This window comes from Halobacterium sp. CBA1132 (assembly GCF_001485535.1).
GTDB lineage: Archaea > Halobacteriota > Halobacteria > Halobacteriales > Halobacteriaceae > Halobacterium.
The window spans coordinates 582,338-598,727 of sequence record NZ_BCMZ01000001.1 but is presented as its reverse complement, the minus strand read 5'-3'; the positions used below and the strand labels follow the sequence as shown (position 1 = coordinate 598,727).

The following is a 16,390-nucleotide window of genomic DNA, read 5'->3' as shown; positions in this document are numbered from 1 at the left end:
CTACCCCTCCGCGTCGCCGGCAGCGACGGCTTCTGGCGGAACGCCCGCCGCGAGGTCGCGGTACGCCGCTTCGAGTTCGTCGCCGACGCGTTCGAGGCTGTGGGACTCGGCGGTCTTCCGGGCGTTCTCGCCGAGGCGCTCGCGGAGTTCTGGGTCGTCCGCGAGTCGTTCGAGCGCGTCGCGGAACTCCGCGAACGTCGAACACAGCAGACAGTCCTCGCCGTCGGTGAAGAACTCCCGGAACACGTCGATGTCCCGGAGGACGACCGGCTTCCCGCAGGCCATCGCCTCCAGCACCGCGATGCCTTGGTTCTCGACTTTCGCGGGGAAGAGGTAGACGTCGCCCGCGCCGAACGCCGCGCGCTTGTCCTCCATGTAGCCCGTGAACGTCACGTTCTCGGGCGGATTGTTCACCCACTTCGTCGTCGCCTTGCCGGCCTGTGGCCCCTCGTCGTAGGGGCCGAACCACGCGAAGTCGTACTCCGTGGCCTTCGCGAGTTCGCAGAACATCGTGAGGCCCTTGCGCTCGAACACCTCGCCGACGGCGTACACGACCATGCCGTCGAGGTCGAATCGCTCCCGGGTGTCCGCCCGGAAGTCGTCGTAACCCTGCAGGCTCTCGACGTCCACGCCGTTCGAAATCTGCTTGATTGGGGCGTCGACGGGGTAGGACTGGAGGACGCCCTTCGTGTACTCGCTGGGGCAGACCACCAAATCGGCCTGCGAGTAGAACCACCGCAGGTACGGTTCCAGCGCGGGAGCGACCGTCGACGACCCGCGGAACGACTCCGCGAAGTCCTCTTTCGTGACGTGTGCGTGCAGGACCAGCGGGATGTCGTTGCGCTCGGCGTGCCGGGCGACGGCGACGCTGCCCGGGCCGACGAGGTTGCAGTGCGCGAGGTCGTACTCCGCGAAGTAGCCCTCGCCAGCGAACAGCGTGCCGAGCGACTGCACGGGGTTGCCCGCGCGCCACGGCGACTCCACCACCTCGACGTCCGTCGTCGCGAGGGCCGCGCGCTGCTGGCGCGTCGCGGTCACGATACCCCCGCGGAGTCGGTCCTCGAACTCGAGGTAGTTCAGCGCCCGCATTACCCGACGCAAGCCGACCGCCGCCGATAATCCTACCGGAACTGTCTTCGGTGGCCCACGCCTGCCGGTAGGTATGTCCATCGCGGCGGAGCGAATCGAGCGACTGCACGCCCTCGCGCGGCGAGCGGCGCGGGAGGGCGACGACGACCGCGCCCGCGAGTACGTCCGCCTCGCCCGTCGCCTCGCGGAACGCAACCGGCTCACGCTCCCCCGCGAGTTCCGGCGCTTCACCTGCGACGCCTGCGACGCCTACCTCGTCCCCGGCCGGAACGCTCGCGTCCGCACGCAGGACGGCCACGTCGTCGTCACGTGCGACTGCGGCCACCAAGCCCGGTACCCCTACGAGTAGCGAGACGGGCGCGGCCGATGCAACAAGCTTCAAAGTCTCGCGCCCTGAACTGTCTGTAGAACATGAGCGAGGACTTAGCGAAGCAAGCCCACGAGGCCGACGTGACGGTCTGGGTGGGGAAGGCCGGCGTGGACGCGGTCGCCGACGAACTCTCGGACCAACTCGACGACCGAGACGTCGTGAAAGTGAAGTTCCTGCGGTCGGCGCGCGGCGACGGCTCCACGGAGGAGCTCGCCGACGAACTCTCGGGCCTCGCCGGGGGAGAGGTCGTCGAGACGCGGGGTAACACGGCGGTCTACAAGTAATGCCGGTGGATCCGCTGCCGTTCGTCCGGGACATCGTACCGCAGTACGCGGGCGCGGTCACGCAGTTCCTCTACTTCGTCGCGGCGTTCGCTGCCATCTACCTCGTCGGGAAGGTGGTCGTGCGGCCGCTGTTCGACCGCGTGCTCCGGCGGCGAGACCTCGACGCACACGCCCGCAAGCCCCTCCAGCGGCTCGTGAACTTCGGCGTGGTGTTCGTCGCCATCTCCGTGGCGTTCGGGTTCGCGGGCTACGGGAACTTCCTGACGAGTCTCGCGACCATCGCGGCGGCCGCCACGCTCGCCGTCGGGTTCGCGATGCAGGACGTCATCAAGAACTTCGTCGCGGGCGTGTTCATCTACACGGACGAGCCGTTCCGCGTCGACGACTGGATCGAGTGGGACGACAACTCCGGCATCGTCGAGGACATCAGCCTCCGCGTCACCCGCGTTCGCACGTTCGACAACGAACTGCTGACGGTCCCGAACTCGAATCTCACCGACGGCGTCATCAAGAACCCGGTGGCGAAGGACAAGCTCCGCCAGCAGTTCCTGTTCGGCATCGGCTACGACGACGACATCGACGCGGCCACCGAAATCATCGTCGAGGAGGCCGAGAACCACGAGAACATCCTCGACGACCCCGGCGTGACGGTGCGGCTGACCGAACTCGGCGACTCCTACGTCGGCCTCAAGTCCCGGTTCTGGATTGCCAACCCCTCCCGCTCGGACTTCGTGAAGACCCGCAGCGAGTACGTCCAGTCCGTCAAGGAGCGCTTCGACGAGGCGGGCATCGACATCCCGTACCCGATTCGCACCCTGAACGGCGAGGTCGACATCTCGGGGTCGCCGGCGACCGACCACCTCGAATAGTCGGCCGATTCGACGCCCGAAGCGCGGGCCAGCGCGCCTGAATCCGCGGCCGCCCCGGGAACGATAGAATCACTGACGTGAGTTCCGGGCGCTGGCTCACAGCGTCCATCGACGCCGCCGAGCACGAAATTTTACGGTGCCGGATAGTAAACTGCGCGTATGATTCTCTGCGCGGACCCCGAGGCGCCGGCGCGCGAGCGGACAGCGACCGCGCTCGCGGACGCCGGCTTCGACGTTGCGGAGGCCGGGTCGCTGGCCGAAGCACACGGCGTGCTCGACGAGCACGTCGTCGAGTGCGTGGTCACAGAGCACGCGCTCCCCGACGGCAACGGCCTGGAACTCGCGGACACGGTGCGCGAGCGATTCCCCGACGCGACGTGCGTGCTGTTCACGGAGGCGGGACTGGACGACGTGGACACCGGCGCGTTCGGGTCGATGGTCGCGGAGTACGTCCACAAGGACGGCGACGACCGCGAGGAACTCGTCGGCGTCGTCGAACACGCGCTCGCGTTCCGCAGTCAGACCGCGTACCCGCTGCCCGACGACGAAGGCGCGCGGGTCGCGGCGCTCGAACAGTACGCCACCGACCCCGAGGAACTCGGCGCGTCGCTGGACCGACTGACGGAACTCGCGACCGCGCTGTTCGGCCTCGACGCCGCCGCTGTCGGCGTCATCGACGCACACAGCGAGGAGTTCCTCTCGTGTTACGGCCTCAGTTTCGAGCCGATGGACCGCGAGAACACCGTCTGCACGTACGCAATCTTGGACGACGGCGTGACGGTCATCGAGGACGTGAACGAGGACCCGCGCTTCGAGGACAACGAGGGGCTTGCGGCCGCGAACATCCGCTTCTACGCGAGCGCGCCGCAATCCTCGACTGCGTCGGCGACGACGACCAGAGCGTCCACGCGCAGGTGCTTCCCGTCTCCGGGCCGTCGGACCTGACCGGTATCGGCATGCGCTACTCGGACGTCTACCGGACGTTCCGCGAGGCCGGCATCGAGCGCGTTCGCACCGGCCTGTTCTCGGTGTCGACGCTGCTGTCGTTCGGCGACCTCAAAACCGTCTCGCGGTTCGTCCACACGCTCGTCGGGCGCATCGACGCCGTCGACGGCATCGGCGTGTTCTGCATCGACCCCGGGATGCACGACGAGTAGACCGTGAGCACGATTACGCAGTTCTGTTCGGCGCGAATCGACGTCCGCGAGACCGAGACCGGCCAACAGTTGCGCTCCCGCGGCATCCCCGACCAGCCCCGTGAGTGGGTGAGCTTCGACGTGACGGAGTGATAGCAGAGTCACAGCGCGCTACGCGCGCTGGCCGACGAACGACTAACGCGGCTCGCAGAGCCGCGGCTGGAGTGAGGAGGCTTTTAGCGTAGCTTTTGCAAGCGAAGGAGCGTCGCGACTGAGCGCAGGAAAAGGTACATATGAATGATGGACGGGTCGAGGTTGCCCGGCGTTCCTGCCCGGGTAGTCCCGGTCGCCTTCTCCACCCCGCGACCCTTCGAGCGACGAGCGTTCGGTGCTCCGCTGCTCACTTCCGTGCCTGACGGAGTGGCACCGACGAACCGCGACGACGACACCCCTGCAGGTGCGCGCCGCGGACCGCCGTCCCCGAAGGACGAGGCTTCCACGTTGGCTTCCGGGGCCCGGACACGTCGACCGGACTCCCCCGGATTTCGGCCCCCGCTAATGGCTGTCTCGCGGGAGGAGGGCGGGGCCAAACCGCCCGGCCTAGTCCACTTTCACGTAGACGGCTCCCTCTTAAGGGCCTTTCGGGATGGGGTCTCTGTGTCGGTGCAGTCCATCGGTCCAGCGCAGGGTATCTACCATCCGCGAGCGCGTCACGCGAGCGGTGCGCCAGCGTAGCGGGGAGGGAAACGGTCATCCCGGCCGGCCGTCTACTGGCGGGCATGGGATTCGGTTCGACCGCGAAGAAACTCCAGAAAGTCACTGATATGGCGGACAAGCTCTACGAGCGCTTCGAGAAACTCCGCGAACAGGTCAACGACCTCGCGGGGACCGTCGAGGAAACCAACGGGCGCGTCGCCGAACTAGAGACCGAACTCGCCGAGCAGCGCGCGCTCGTCGAAGCGCTCGCCGAGAAGGAGGGCGTCGACGTCGAGAGCGTCGTCGCTGACGCGGGCGTGGGAGACGCCGGCAGCGACGGTGCGGATGGCAACGACTAAAGAACGCCGGCAAGAATTTCCGGCGAGATGACCACCCACCGGAGGCCGCTGGACTCGGTGCTGGAGACAATCGGAGAGACGCCGCTGGTGCGCGTCCACGCATCGCCCGACGACGTCCCGGTGTACGCGAAACTGGAGTCGTTCAACCCCGGGGCGAGCGTGAAAGACCGCATCGGGGAGTACATGCTCGAACAGATGCTCGACTCGGGAGACCTCCCCGAGGGCGGCACCATCGTCGAGCCGACGGCGGGCAACACCGGCATCGGGTTCGCGGTCGCCGCCGGCCAGCTCGACGTGGACGCCGTCTTCGTCGTCCCCGAGCGCTTCAGCGTCGAGAAACAGCAGTTGATGCGCGCGCTCGGCGCCGACGTCATCAACACGCCCACCGAGGACGGCATGGGCGGCGCCATCGACCGCGCCCACGAGCTCGCCGACGAACTGGACGACGCCGTCGTCCCCCAGCAGTTCTCGAACCCGCTGAACCCGGAAGCCCACTACGAGACGACGGGCCCCGAAATCAGCCAGGCGCTCGACGGCGAGGTCGGCGCAGTCGTCGCGGGGTGTGGCACCGCCGGGACGCTGATGGGCACGGGCCGATACCTCCGCGAGCAGGTCCCCGAGTTGCACGTCACGGCCGTCGAGCCAAAGGGCTCGCTGTACGCGACCACGCAGGGACGGGACGCCGAACAGGGCGAGTACAAGACCGAAGGCATCGGCACCCACGACCCCTCGACGAACGAGCTGTTCGACCCCGACTTCGTCGACGACATCGTCCAGATTCCCGACGAGGACACCCACGCGGAGATGCAGCGACTCGCCCGCGAAGAAGGGCACCTCGTCGCGTCCAGTTCCGCCGCGAACTCGCTCGCGGCGCTGGACGTCGCCGAGCGCGCGGCCGCCGGCGACCTCGACCTCCCCCACGACTGCGTGGTCACCGTCTTCCCGGACTCCAGCGAGCGCTACCTCTCGAAGGGCGTCTACGGCAGCTACGAGGAGTGGGAGGGGTGACCAGAGTGCCGGGAGCGTTCGCGCTGTCCGCCACTCGGCGAAGCGTATAACTCGATTCCGAAGAACCGAACCGACACCGCCATGGACATCTCGACCCTCCCGCAGGCCGCCGACACGGACACCGACACCGACGGATTCCGCAAAGAGAACAACCGCCTCCTCGGCATCCCCGTCGACGGCAGCGTGACGATTCGCGCCGGCTCGATGGTCGGCTACACCGGCGAGTTCACCTTCACCGGGAAAGCCAGCGCCGAAGGCGGCCTCACGGGGCTCGTCAAGGAAGCAGTGACCAGCGAAGGGACGCCGGTCATGGTCGCGGAGGGCACCGGCTACCTCTACGTCGCCGACCGCAGCAAGAAAGTCCAAATTCTGGACCTCGACGCCGACGAGTCGCTGTCCGTCAACGGCAACGACGTGCTCGCGTTCGACGCGAACGTCGACTACGAAATCAGCACCATCGGGAACCTCTCCGGCGCCGCGGCCGGCGGGCTGACGAACGTCTACCTCACCGGCCCCGGCGAAGTCGCCATCACGACCCACGGCGACCCGCTGGTTATCAATCCGCCCGTGACGACAGACCCCGACGCGACGGTCGCGTGGAGCGACGGCCTCTCGCCGTCGTTCTCCGTGAACAAGGCCCTCGAAATCGGACAGACCTCCGGGGAGTCCGTCCAGATGGAGTTCAGTGCCGACGACGGGTTCGTCGTCCTCCAACCCCACGAGGAAGGCGGCCAGATGCAGTAGTCAGGCCTTCAGTCGGCCGTGCTCGACTTTGATGCACTTGCTCTGCACGACGCGCAGCCCCGCCTCTTCGGCGCGCTGTGCGGCGTCGTCGTCGCGGATGCCGAGTTGCGTCCACACGGCCTGCACGTCGTCGCGCGCAATCGCCTCGTCGACGATGCCCGCAACCTCCTCGCTGGGCCGGAACACGTCCACGACGTCCACCTGTTCGTCGACGTCGGACAGCGAGTCGTAGGCCGCCCGCCCGAAGATTTCGTCGGCGTACGGGTTCACGGGAATCACGTCGTAGCCGTTGTCGCGGAGGTACTGAGGGATGTCGTGGGCGTCCTTCCCCGGCGTCGAGGAACACCCGACGACAGCGACGTTGTCGTACTCCAGAATCTCCGCGAGTTCGGTGTCTGATTCGACGGGCATACCGTCTCGTTGGCGCGCCGAGGCGAAAAAGCTACAGGTCGCGCCAGTCGGTGCCGTCGTCGATGCCGACGAGGCGCGCCTCGAAGCCGCCGTCGTCGCGCTCGCGAATCGTGACGATACCGTCGAACAACTGCTTGAGCGTGCTGACCGTCTGCGCGTCGTGGGCGCTGGAGTCGACGACGAACACGCCGAGCGCGTCCGCGGACTGCACGCGCCCCGTGAACACGTGCAGGAACCGGAACACCGTCTGGAGGTCCGAGTACATCAGCAGCGTCGACAGCGAGTGCAGGAGGATGCGATTCCGTGTGACGCCGCGCTGCTGGTAGAGCGCGCGCAACAGCTCCGAGAGCTCGATACCGATGCCGGTGAGGTCCACCGGCGAGGACGCGTACCGGACGAGTTCGGACTCCGTCGCCGTCCCCATCCCCTGCTGTTTGGTGACGCAGTCGACGACGCCCAGCAGCGGCTCCGTGTCGCCGACGTGCTCGGCGAAATCCTCGATGACGCGCTCGGCGCTGTCCTTCGTCGAGACGACGATAGACCCCTCTCCTCCGCGAGCGCCGGTCGCGAGCACGTCGAACCCGAGGTCTCGCTTCCCGCTCATCGGCGGCCCCTCTACGAGGATGTTCGTCCCCGGGTCGACGTCCACGTCCGAGAAGGCCGCGCCAAGCTCGTACATTATGCTCCCCCTCGCGTACCGACTGCGACCGGGGAGTGGCGTGTCGACGAGTCGGACTCCCCCGTTTTCATCTGCCCGAAAGATATGCTGATTCGCTTAAATTCCTTTTGATTGGCCCTCTCACGGCCCGGCCAACCGACCGACGACGAACGCCACAGCAGCGACGAACGTCCCCGCCTTGAGCAGTTGCTGGCCCGCCTCCGGGTCGTCGAAGCTCCGGTACGCCGCCGCCAGCATCACCGTGTCCGCCGGCACCACAACGACCAGATACCAGACGCCGAACGTCCCCGCCACGTACGGCACCGGGCTCGCCAGCACCGCGACGACCAAGAGTGCCGCACCGAGGACGAGCGCGCGCCGCTCCCCGACGACGATTGGGAGCGTCCGCAACCCCTCCTCGCGGTCCCCAGTCACGTCTTCGACGTCCTTGATGACCTCGCGAGTGAACGTCGACAGCGCCGCCAGCACCGCGAGCACGCCACCCGCCAGCGGGTCGCCGACAGCCGCCGCACCGAACAGGAACGTGCTCCCCACGAGGTACGCCACCAGCGCGTTCCCCGCGCCAGGCAAGCCCTTGAAGAACTCCGTGTACGTCACCAACCCCGCGAGATTCACCGCCGCGATGCCCAACGCCAGCGGCGGCAACAGCACCGAGAGCACCACCGCGCCCGCGAACAACGCCACGCTGAACGCCAGCGCGCCGCGCTCCGAGACGGCGCCGCGCGGAATCGCGCGCTCCGGATTGTTGATGCGGTCGACGTCCCGGTCGAAGTAGTCGTTTATCGCCATCCCCGCTGCCGTCGCGAACCACGTCGCCCCCACCGCCGCTGCCGTCGCCGCCGGCTCCGCGAACGCCCCGCCGGCGACGAACGCCCCGATGAACGTCAACGCGCCCGCCGCCACCGTATTCACCGGCCGGGTGAGCTCCACCAGCCCCCGTACCGTCCCCGCCACACTCATGCCCACGCCTACGCGGACCACCCCGAATAAAGGAGGCGATACCGCCCGCTCCGAATCACGGGGTTTAAAACCGACCTCCGTCTACGTTCGCGTGCCGGGCGCTTAGCTCAGCTTGGACAGAGCACTTGGCTTCGGACCAAGACGCCGCGGGTTCAAATCCTGCAGCGCCCATGATTTTGCGAGGAACGGAGGTGGCGAGCTAAACCTGGGCCGAGGATTTGAACCCTGTCAGTCGCAGCGCCGAGCGAAGCGAGGTGACCGTCTGGCTCCGGTTCACAATCCTGCAGCGCCCATACAGCGACCACCCGTTTTGTGCCCCACCCTATTTCTCCCCGTAGCTACTTCTTCCTCCAGAAATCGAGCGAATCACCATTCGCCAATTCGGCATCTCAATCGTATCCCAGCCCGTCACGTGACGAGGGTCCACGCCGTCAAGGCGTTAGCCGAGCCAACTCACAGAGGTGGGCGGCGTGACGTTCGAGCGCCTAACCTACGGGACGCCCCTCGTCGTCGAAGTCTGTCTTACCGCTAATCGACGAGATGGCTAGCATCCTCGTGAGTCGCGTCAAGGCCAGACTCCAGCCCGGTTCTCAGTCCGCTACGTCGAACGTTGCCTGCTGTGCAAAACCTTCCAGTTTCGGTCGCGTCTCTTCGAACTCCTCGGGTGTGAGTGATCCACATCGGAGTGTGTAGATTCGTTCACGGTCGGCTTCCGAGAACTCCACGTCGTAAACAGACTCTTTGAGGTAGTAACCGAGCGCTTCACCGAGGTAAGGAGGAACGGCATTCCCGATTTGCTGACGGCGAGACACCAGCCCGCCCTCGAAACGGTACGTGTCCGGGAACGTCTGGAGGCGCGCTCCTTCTCGAGGCGTCAGCCCTCGGTCTTGGAACGGGTGAATGCAGCGGGCGCTCGACGGCTTCGACATGTTCGAGGTAATCGCGACCGCGGGTGCGTCCGACTGTAGGCGCGAGTACGAGTTGTGGTAACCCGACGACGGTTGGAGTTCGTCCGGAATCGCGGTCCGGTCTCCACCGTCCGGGATGTGCGAAATCATCTCGACCATGTCGTCGGTGTGGTTCGCTGCCTGGTGCGAAGTAAGCTGGTCGTTGTCGCCACGTAGGTCTCGCTGGAGAACCGTCTGGGGCTCCCGGTCGTATTCTTCGACCTCTTCGCCGGGTCCGACTTCGGGTAGGTCGCCAATACCGTCGATGACGCCCGGAGTCTCGACCGGGTCGAGGTCGAATCCTTCCAGCGGATAGTCCGGCTGCCCATCCTTGAACGCGAGGACGACGAGACGCCGACGATGCTGGGGGACGCCGAAGTCGGAGGACGTGACGACACGGTAGGTCACCTCGTACCCCATCTTGTCGAAGGACTTCTCCACCGCCTCGAGAAACTTGCCACCCGCCGTGTTCTGCATCCCGCGGACGTTCTCAAAGAGCGCGGCCTGTGGACGGAGTTCGTTCACCCACTCGATGAAGTTCGTGAAGAGGTGGTTGCGTTCGTCGGACCCGTCCGGGCTTACGACTTCGGAGAAACCCTGGCACGGAGGACCGCCTGCGACGAGGTCGACAGATTCGTCTCCGACGAGCCCCGCGATTTCCTCCTGTTCGATGTCGCGAATGTCTTCAGAGATGTCCGCTGGTTCCCAACCGTCCCGGTTGTTGGCGAAGGAGGCACGCGCGTCTTCGTCGACTTCGACGGCGTGCTTGAGCGTGAAGCCTGCGTTCTCGAGACCGACAGAGAGCCCTCCCGCACCCGCAAAGAGGTCGACGTACGTCAGGTCCTCACTCATTGCAGCGAATTACTGGCTGGCTCGTACTTAACCATTCGTCTCCTCGCACACTACAAAGTTGGTAATCGGATGGTAAATTTCCTATTATTGCTTGGGCATCAACGGGTACGCATCCGGTGCTGATGACGTTGACAGCAAACCACGACGACGAATCAGAGTTGGACCACGCAGCCTACGTCCTCGGTTCGAAGTATCGACAAGCGGTCGTCGCGGAGTTGGCGGGAAAGCCGACTAATCCGAGTTCCATCGCAGACGTACGTAACCTCGCTCGCTCCCACGTCAGCCGTGCTCTCACCGAACTCCGCGAACGCGACCTCGTCCAGTCCCACAGCGCGGAGTCCCGGACAAAACTGTATTCGCTCACCGAGACCGGCGAGGAGGTCGCGAACGTCGTCGAGGATCTGAACGACGGTGATTCGAAGTGACTGCCGGCCGGACCGACGAGGAAGACGAGGCAATCGAAGAATTCCTCCGAGAGTACTTTCGGACCGAGTACCAGCACGACCCGTCGACGCTGTCTAATGAGGAGAAAGAGACAATCGAGGCGCTCGTGAACCGCGCGGAGGACTACTTCGCGTCTTCGAAGGGGACGCTCGGACTCGCCATCGACTTCCTCATGGTCGCCGAGCAGCTCTCGCAGGTCGACGACTGGCTGAACGGCTTCGACTCGAGCCTGACTGCCGACGACGTTCGAAGCCGGTACGACGAACGCGACACGGACACGCTCACGTTCCTCCTCGACGGGAACAAGTACGGGATTCGCCCCGTCCAGAACGATGTCATCACGGTCTTCCGCGACGCGCTGAACCGAACGAACTTCCCGAGTTCGCCCGGCCACCACACCGGCAAGTGGGACGAGTACGAGGACATGTTCGAACTGGCGAACCAACTGTCTCGAACGGGTCGATACGAGGCGGCTCAGCGCCTCTTCGATGTCGGTCTCGACCGTCTCGACAGCCAAAGTCTCCCGACGCGGGAGCCCCCGTTCTCCAGTCCCTTCTACGACATCCTCCAGGACTACCAGCGCTCGCACCCCGACGAGAACGGCGGTGCGGCGTACCAGGCGTTCGCCTACGGGTACGTGAAGGCGAAGTGGACGCACCTGTCCCTGACTGCGAGCAAGGTGCGCACGGGGTCCTCGCGGCAGAATCGGTACGGGGACATCGATGGCTACGTCGGCCCGGACCTGATGCTCTCCGTCGAAGCGAAAGACCGCGACATCACGATGGGGAACGTGCGAGGGGAGCTCGGTGAGATGATGAAGCTGGCCGAGGACACCACGGCGATGGTCATCGCCCTCTGCCGGTCAGTCTCGGATAACGCCACCGACGTACTCGAGGACGCTGGCGTCACCGTAATCACGGACGAGGACCTCGAACAGGAGATTGCGTCGTGGGACTACCACCAGCAGGACCGCGCGGTCCAGGGCATGGTCCACTACTTCTACCACATCGAGGAGAATCCGAAAGCCGTTCAGCGTATCCTTCGATTCATCGAGCAAGTCGACCCCGAGAACACCGCGCTCGCGCATTTAGAGAGTTAGCTCGGTGGCTGCTCTGTCCGATTGTATTCGAAAATCTCGGTCAGCAGATACTTCCCGCAGTTCGGGTTCGAGGACGTGCAGACCTACGGGCCAAGTTCGTTTCCGTTCGCAGGGAGCAAGCATCAGAACCAATCAGTCATCGTCGGTGTCCTCGAGAATGTCGGTCGAGAGGCCGCCGTCCAGCCACGCACGACCGCGCTTCGAAGCGCCGCCGTGCCTAACGCCGCTGGTGCAAAATCAATCGATAGACACCACGACAATCGATACACTCAGCGACACGACCGACGAACAAGAACTGATTACGAGTGATAGAACCGTCGGGGTGAAAGGTACCCTGCCGCGAGACACCTGTAGCGCCCATCATTTTGCCGGCGAACGACACGAGAGCTTGACCAGGGAGACCGCCACAGCCGAAGGGACGCACTTGCGAGTCGCGCGGTTTTTCCGGCCGTACGGCGCGTGTGCCAGTATGGCGACACTCGGCACGAAATTGGTCCAGATGGACGCCGTCCCGGCGGTACTGCACTACGCGGATGGGGGGCAGGACGGTCCGCTGGAGATTCAACACGTACAGGTCGAGGACGAGGTGGTGAACGCGGTGATTCACGTGCAGGCGGGCGGAACGCAGTCGCTGGCTCGAATCACGGGCGGCCTCGACGACGAGGAGTTGGAACTCCAGATTCCGACCGAGCCCGCGGACTTCGACTCCGTGGAGGAGTTCTTGGCCGCGGACGGCATCTTCGAGACGGCCAAGACTATCGTGGACATCGAGACGAACCTCTGAGAGGGACGAGCGCGCTACGCGTCCTCTAACTCATCTTGTAGCGAGCGCGAGCACAACCCCAGTCGCGGCGCCCCACGCGACGGCGCCGCCGGCAGCGAACGTAAGCAGCGCGCCGTCACCGAGGAAGCCGGCGACGGCCCACGTGAGCACGCCGACTGCGGCGAGCGCGTGAATCGTCGTTCCGGCGACCGGCGGGTCGTTACCGCGGATGGACAGCCACGTGCCGTACGCGCCGAGCGCCAGCGCCAGTAGGTAAATCAGCGCGCCGAGGCCACCCCACAGCGAGAACAGACTCGCCAGCAGCGAGTCGTCGCGCCCGTCGCCGGGTTCGGGCGCGGCGGTAGTCGCGGTCGTGGTCGCAGTCGTCGTGTGTGTGGGCTGGGCGGCGGCTTCGACGGTGACGTTCACGGTCGCGTCGTTGAGACTCTGGACACCGAGTTCGTCCTCGACGGCAAGCGAGACCGCGTACGTACCAGGTTCGTCGAATCTGGTCACGTACGTCGGCGAGGAGCCGACGTGGCGCTCGCCGGCGACGGTGAACTCGTAGACTTCGATGTCGCCGTCGTCGGTGGATTGGCGGCCCGCGAGTTCGACGGGGTCGCCGACTCGAACGGTCGTCTCGTTGGCGACGAGCGCCGCGGTCGGGCGCTCGTAGCGCGGGCCGAACGGCTCGCTGGCGAACGGGACGGGGTCGGCCTTCCCGCCGTCGGTGACGACCGCGTCGCCGGCGCCACCGGGGTTGAGCGTCTCGTGGTACGGGCCCGAGGGGGCGCCCCAGTAGTTGTGTTCGGCGACGACGACTTCGCCGGTGTCGAGCGCGCTCCGTAGTCCGACGATGTGGCCGTAGATGTCGTTGTGGCCGAGTTCGACGTTCGGGGCGTTCTCGACGACGACGCCGGTCGCTGCGGCGGCGTCGCGGCCGCCGTCCGCGCGCTCCCGGTCGGCCGTGTTCAGCACCACGGAGTTGTTCGCCAGCCGCGTGGGTGTCGGGCCGGCGACGCGCACGCCGTTGGCGTTCGCCGCAATCGTATTGTTGTGGACGACGGTGGTGGTGCCCGCGCGCTGGCCTGCGACATCGACGCCGAACTCGCCGTTGTCGAGCGCGTCGTTGAAGCCGACAGTCACGCCGCCGAGCAGGTCGTGAGCGTCGACAGAGAGCCCGTCGCCGGCGTTGTCGACGAGGCGGTTCCGGAGAACAGTCACGCCGCGCACCCGGACCGCGGAGACGGCGACACCGGGGCCGTCGTTCTCGCGCACGACGTTGTCCGCGAACACCGTGTTGTCGACCTGCTGGGTGCCGAACCTCGCGCCGCCGGCGCCGTTCCCGGAGAGCGTGTTGTTCCGCACGTCGAAGGCGTCGACGAAGACGTACTCGGCGCTGGCGTCGATACCGTACTGGTCGTTGCGCGAGAACTCGTTGTGCTGGACGGCGAGCGAGACGTGCTGGATGCTCCCGGACGTTCGACGGAGCGAGACGCGCAGTCCGTCCCGGGAGTCGACGACGGTGTTGCGGGCGAAGCGCACGCGGTCGGCGTCGGTCGCCCCGTGCACACGAACGCCGCTCCCGGACGCGGCCCGGACCTCGCTCTCCGAGACGAGTACGTCTTCGAGCGCGCCGCCCTGGAACACGACGCCGTTGCCGCCGACGTTCTCGACGGCGACGCGGCGGAGCGTCACGTCCTCGACGGTGTGGTCGTTCGTCGCCTTCGGGCGCGCGTCCGTCGACTCGGTCTCGAAGGCAACGCCGGTGCCCGAGACGCCGGCGACGGTGACGTCGGTCAGTTTGACGTCCGAAATCGCTCTCGCTCGCACGCGAACGCCGTTCGTGCCGGTGTTCGCGAACGTCGTCCCGGAGACCCGGAGGTCGCGCACGGCATCCACGTACGGCACGGTCTCGGGAACCGCGGCGGTGACGCCCGCGCGGCCGACGTCGGCGAACCGCGAGTCCGTAATCCGAATCGACGGCGCTCCCTCTCGGGCCGTGACGGCGAGACCGTCGCGGACGTGCTCGCGGACCGTCGAGTCGGCGACGCGAATCGACCCCGCGCTCGACGTCGCCGTCACCGCGGTCGTGGCGTGTTCGAGGATGGTGTGTTCCAACCGGAGCGTGGAGTCGCCGTCGCCGGCGTACTCGATGGTCTGCCACGTCCCCGGGCCCGAGGATGGGTCGGCGGTCGTGAACTGAATCGGGTCGAGTCCGGTTCCGGCCGCCACGAGGCTCCCCCGGACGGTTATCGTGACTTCCTCGCCGACGTTGACTCGCGTACCGGGTTCGACAGTGAGCGTCGCGTCCCCGGCGACGGTCAGGTCGCGGCCCACGTAGTACGGGCCGTTCTCGGCGGTCCACGTCGTGTTCTCGGTCACGTCACCGTCGACGTACGTCGGCCCTGTCTCCGCGGCGGTCGCCGGCCCGGCGGCACCAGCGGCGACCCCGGCGGTGGCCGCAGCGAGCACCACGAGTGCGGCGACGAGGAGGGTTCTCGGCGTCATGTGGATGCGTGCGAGAGCTGTCCCAGTGGGTAGTACACCGACCAGTCGAACGCGCCCGTGCCGGCCGCGACCGCGGGGTTCTGCGCGTCGTCGTTCGGGGACGTGGGGTCGGTGCCGCGCAGGACTTCCTCGCCGTCGGGAATCCCGTCGGCGTCCGAGTCCAGCGCGGTCGGATTGGAGCCGTACCGCCGGAGTTCGATGCCGTCTTCGAGGCCGTCACCGTCCGTGTCCGCGTCCAGCGGGTCCGTGCCCGTGTCGCGGTACTCGGTCAGGTCGGTGAGGCCGTCACCGTCCGTGTCGCGGTCGTACGGGTCGGTGCCGAATTCGACTTCGAGCGCGTCCGGCAGCCCGTCGAGGTCCGCGTCCGCCTCGACGGCGGACGTGTTACCCGCGAGTTCGGACACGTCGTCGAGGCTGTCGGCGTCCGTGTCCGCGTCCCCGTAGTCGGTCCCCGCGCGGACCTCCTCGTCGTCGCGGACGCCGTCGCCGTCGGTGTCGGGGTCGTTCGGGTCGGTGCCAAACTGGTGGACTTCGTAGCCGTCTTCGAGTTCGTCGCCGTCCGTGTCGGCGTCGCGGAAGTCAGTCCCCAGCGACAGTTCGTTGACGTTCGAGAGGCCATCTGCGTCGAGGTCGCCGCCCTTCTCGATGACGTGGACGGTGACCGCGCGGTCGTCGAGGCGCGAGGTTCCGCCCGGCCCGGAGCGGTACATCGTCGCGTACAGCGTGTGCCGGCCGCGTTCGAGGTCCTGTTCGCGGGATTCGAGCGTGAGGTCGGCGTCGGTCGTCGCCAGTTCGCCGAGCGTCACCGTCGTCACGGCGAGCGAGTCGTCGAAGTGCTCGCTGTAGCGGGCTTCCCGGGTCTCGGTCAGTCGGACGGTGTAGTCGGCGTAGTAGGTGTCGGACTCCGCGAGGTAGTCGCCGACGGTCACCCGCACCGTCGCGGGTTCGTCGGCCCACACGTAGTAGACGCCACCGCGTTCGGTCGCGGCGCCCGCGCCAGTCACGTCAACGTCGAGGACGCCCGAATCGACCGTGGTAGTAGTGGTGCCAGCCGCGAGCGCCGTCATCGGACTCGTCGCCACGAATGCGACGACCACGGCGACGACGACGAAACGCGGAACTGAGCACCGAGACACGTACATCTGTCGTGGTGTAACGCACTTGAATAT

At 66.5% G+C, this 16,390-nt stretch carries 19 protein-coding genes, 1 tRNA gene and 1 other RNA gene; 13 read left to right on the top strand and 8 right to left on the bottom strand.

The genetic code is table 11. The features are described from left to right. Positions 1–1,089: a glycosyltransferase family 4 protein gene (locus AVZ66_RS03055; protein WP_058981718.1), complete on the bottom strand. Its 1,089-nt coding sequence runs from the start codon at positions 1,087–1,089 to the stop codon at positions 1–3. A 73-nt stretch (positions 1,090–1,162) separates the two neighbouring features. Here AVZ66_RS03055 and AVZ66_RS03050 point away from each other — a divergent pair, with 73 nt between their 5' ends. The 6 genes from AVZ66_RS03050 (at position 1,163) to AVZ66_RS17015 (ending at position 3,901) form a co-directional block, all read left to right on the top strand. After that, positions 1,163–1,438 carry a ribonuclease P protein component 4 gene (locus AVZ66_RS03050; protein WP_058981717.1) on the top strand — a complete coding sequence of 92 codons (276 nt, stop codon included), beginning with the start codon at positions 1,163–1,165 and terminating at the stop codon, positions 1,436–1,438. Positions 1,439–1,500: 62 nt separating this feature from the next. Next, complete coding sequence (locus AVZ66_RS03045; protein ID WP_058981715.1) at positions 1,501–1,743, top strand: YhbY family RNA-binding protein; 243 nt, start codon at positions 1,501–1,503, stop codon at positions 1,741–1,743. Continuing rightward, a complete protein-coding gene (locus AVZ66_RS03040) occupies positions 1,743–2,612 on the top strand; it encodes a mechanosensitive ion channel family protein (RefSeq protein ID WP_058981713.1) in 870 nt (289 codons plus the stop codon). Before AVZ66_RS03045 ends, AVZ66_RS03040 begins: the two co-directional genes overlap by 1 nt. Positions 2,613–2,771: 159 nt before the next feature. Beyond that, positions 2,772–3,557, top strand: a complete 786-nt coding sequence (locus tag AVZ66_RS03035; protein ID WP_058981711.1) for a response regulator — start codon at positions 2,772–2,774, stop codon at positions 3,555–3,557. Beyond that, complete coding sequence (locus AVZ66_RS03030) at positions 3,527–3,769, top strand: hypothetical protein (RefSeq protein WP_157575580.1); 243 nt, start codon at positions 3,527–3,529, stop codon at positions 3,767–3,769. Before AVZ66_RS03035 ends, AVZ66_RS03030 begins: the two co-directional genes overlap by 31 nt. Positions 3,770–3,772: 3 nt before the next feature. Continuing rightward, positions 3,773–3,901, top strand: a complete 129-nt coding sequence (locus AVZ66_RS17015) for a hypothetical protein (RefSeq protein WP_269432455.1) — start codon at positions 3,773–3,775, stop codon at positions 3,899–3,901. A gap of 145 nt (positions 3,902–4,046) precedes the next feature. On the opposite strand, the gene ffs is transcribed toward AVZ66_RS17015, so the two are convergent. Further along, an RNA gene (ffs, locus tag AVZ66_RS15600) (signal recognition particle sRNA) lies at positions 4,047–4,359 on the bottom strand. A 168-nt stretch (positions 4,360–4,527) separates the two neighbouring features. On the opposite strand from ffs, the gene AVZ66_RS03025 reads away from it, so the two are divergent. From AVZ66_RS03025 to AVZ66_RS03015, 3 genes are all read left to right on the top strand, one after another. Further along, on the top strand, positions 4,528–4,803 hold the full coding sequence (locus AVZ66_RS03025) for a DUF5798 family protein (RefSeq protein WP_058981707.1): 276 nt from the start codon (positions 4,528–4,530) through the stop codon (positions 4,801–4,803). Positions 4,804–4,830: 27 nt separating this feature from the next. Further along, positions 4,831–5,811, top strand: coding sequence for a PLP-dependent cysteine synthase family protein (locus AVZ66_RS03020; RefSeq protein WP_058981704.1), 981 nt, complete (start codon positions 4,831–4,833; stop codon positions 5,809–5,811). A gap of 81 nt (positions 5,812–5,892) precedes the next feature. Next, positions 5,893–6,555 carry an AIM24 family protein gene (locus AVZ66_RS03015; protein ID WP_058981702.1) on the top strand — a complete coding sequence of 221 codons (663 nt, stop codon included), beginning with the start codon at positions 5,893–5,895 and terminating at the stop codon, positions 6,553–6,555. Here AVZ66_RS03015 and AVZ66_RS03010 read toward each other — a convergent pair whose 3' ends face one another. The 3 genes from AVZ66_RS03010 to AVZ66_RS03000 all read right to left on the bottom strand — a co-directional run bounded on the left by AVZ66_RS03010 (position 6,556) and on the right by AVZ66_RS03000 (position 8,605). Next, positions 6,556–6,966 (bottom strand): CoA-binding protein, encoded by a 411-nt coding sequence (locus AVZ66_RS03010; RefSeq protein ID WP_058981700.1) that lies wholly within the window; start codon positions 6,964–6,966, stop codon positions 6,556–6,558. 31 nt (positions 6,967–6,997) lie between these two features. Beyond that, positions 6,998–7,645 (bottom strand): recombinase RecA, encoded by a 648-nt coding sequence (locus AVZ66_RS03005; RefSeq protein ID WP_058981698.1) that lies wholly within the window; start codon positions 7,643–7,645, stop codon positions 6,998–7,000. A gap of 120 nt (positions 7,646–7,765) precedes the next feature. Next, on the bottom strand, positions 7,766–8,605 hold the full coding sequence (locus tag AVZ66_RS03000; protein ID WP_058981695.1) for a geranylgeranylglycerol-phosphate geranylgeranyltransferase: 840 nt from the start codon (positions 8,603–8,605) through the stop codon (positions 7,766–7,768). A gap of 96 nt (positions 8,606–8,701) precedes the next feature. Between AVZ66_RS03000 and AVZ66_RS02995 the strand changes: the two genes are divergently transcribed. Continuing rightward, positions 8,702–8,776 (top strand) — tRNA-Arg (locus tag AVZ66_RS02995). A 419-nt stretch (positions 8,777–9,195) separates the two neighbouring features. On the opposite strand, the gene AVZ66_RS02990 is transcribed toward AVZ66_RS02995, so the two are convergent. After that, a complete protein-coding gene (locus tag AVZ66_RS02990; protein WP_058981693.1) occupies positions 9,196–10,404 on the bottom strand; it encodes a DNA cytosine methyltransferase in 1,209 nt (402 codons plus the stop codon). A 122-nt stretch (positions 10,405–10,526) separates the two neighbouring features. Here AVZ66_RS02990 and AVZ66_RS02985 point away from each other — a divergent pair, with 122 nt between their 5' ends. The 3 genes from AVZ66_RS02985 to AVZ66_RS02975 all read left to right on the top strand — a co-directional run bounded on the left by AVZ66_RS02985 (position 10,527) and on the right by AVZ66_RS02975 (position 12,731). Beyond that, positions 10,527–10,829 (top strand): helix-turn-helix transcriptional regulator, encoded by a 303-nt coding sequence (locus tag AVZ66_RS02985; RefSeq protein ID WP_058981691.1) that lies wholly within the window; start codon positions 10,527–10,529, stop codon positions 10,827–10,829. Next, positions 10,826–11,947 carry a hypothetical protein gene (locus AVZ66_RS02980; protein WP_058981688.1) on the top strand — a complete coding sequence of 374 codons (1,122 nt, stop codon included), beginning with the start codon at positions 10,826–10,828 and terminating at the stop codon, positions 11,945–11,947. Before AVZ66_RS02985 ends, AVZ66_RS02980 begins: the two co-directional genes overlap by 4 nt. Before the next feature lie 469 nt (positions 11,948–12,416). After that, positions 12,417–12,731 (top strand): hypothetical protein, encoded by a 315-nt coding sequence (locus AVZ66_RS02975; protein WP_058981687.1) that lies wholly within the window; start codon positions 12,417–12,419, stop codon positions 12,729–12,731. A 30-nt stretch (positions 12,732–12,761) separates the two neighbouring features. Here the strand turns inward: AVZ66_RS02975 and AVZ66_RS02970 are convergent, their stop codons facing one another. Together AVZ66_RS02970 and AVZ66_RS02965 are read right to left on the bottom strand one after the other, a co-directional pair. Further along, complete coding sequence (locus AVZ66_RS02970; protein WP_058981684.1) at positions 12,762–15,221, bottom strand: right-handed parallel beta-helix repeat-containing protein; 2,460 nt, start codon at positions 15,219–15,221, stop codon at positions 12,762–12,764. Further along, complete coding sequence (locus AVZ66_RS02965) at positions 15,218–16,357, bottom strand: calcium-binding protein (RefSeq protein ID WP_157575579.1); 1,140 nt, start codon at positions 16,355–16,357, stop codon at positions 15,218–15,220. Before AVZ66_RS02965 ends, AVZ66_RS02970 begins: the two co-directional genes overlap by 4 nt. Between the last annotated feature and the right edge of the window lie 33 nt (positions 16,358–16,390).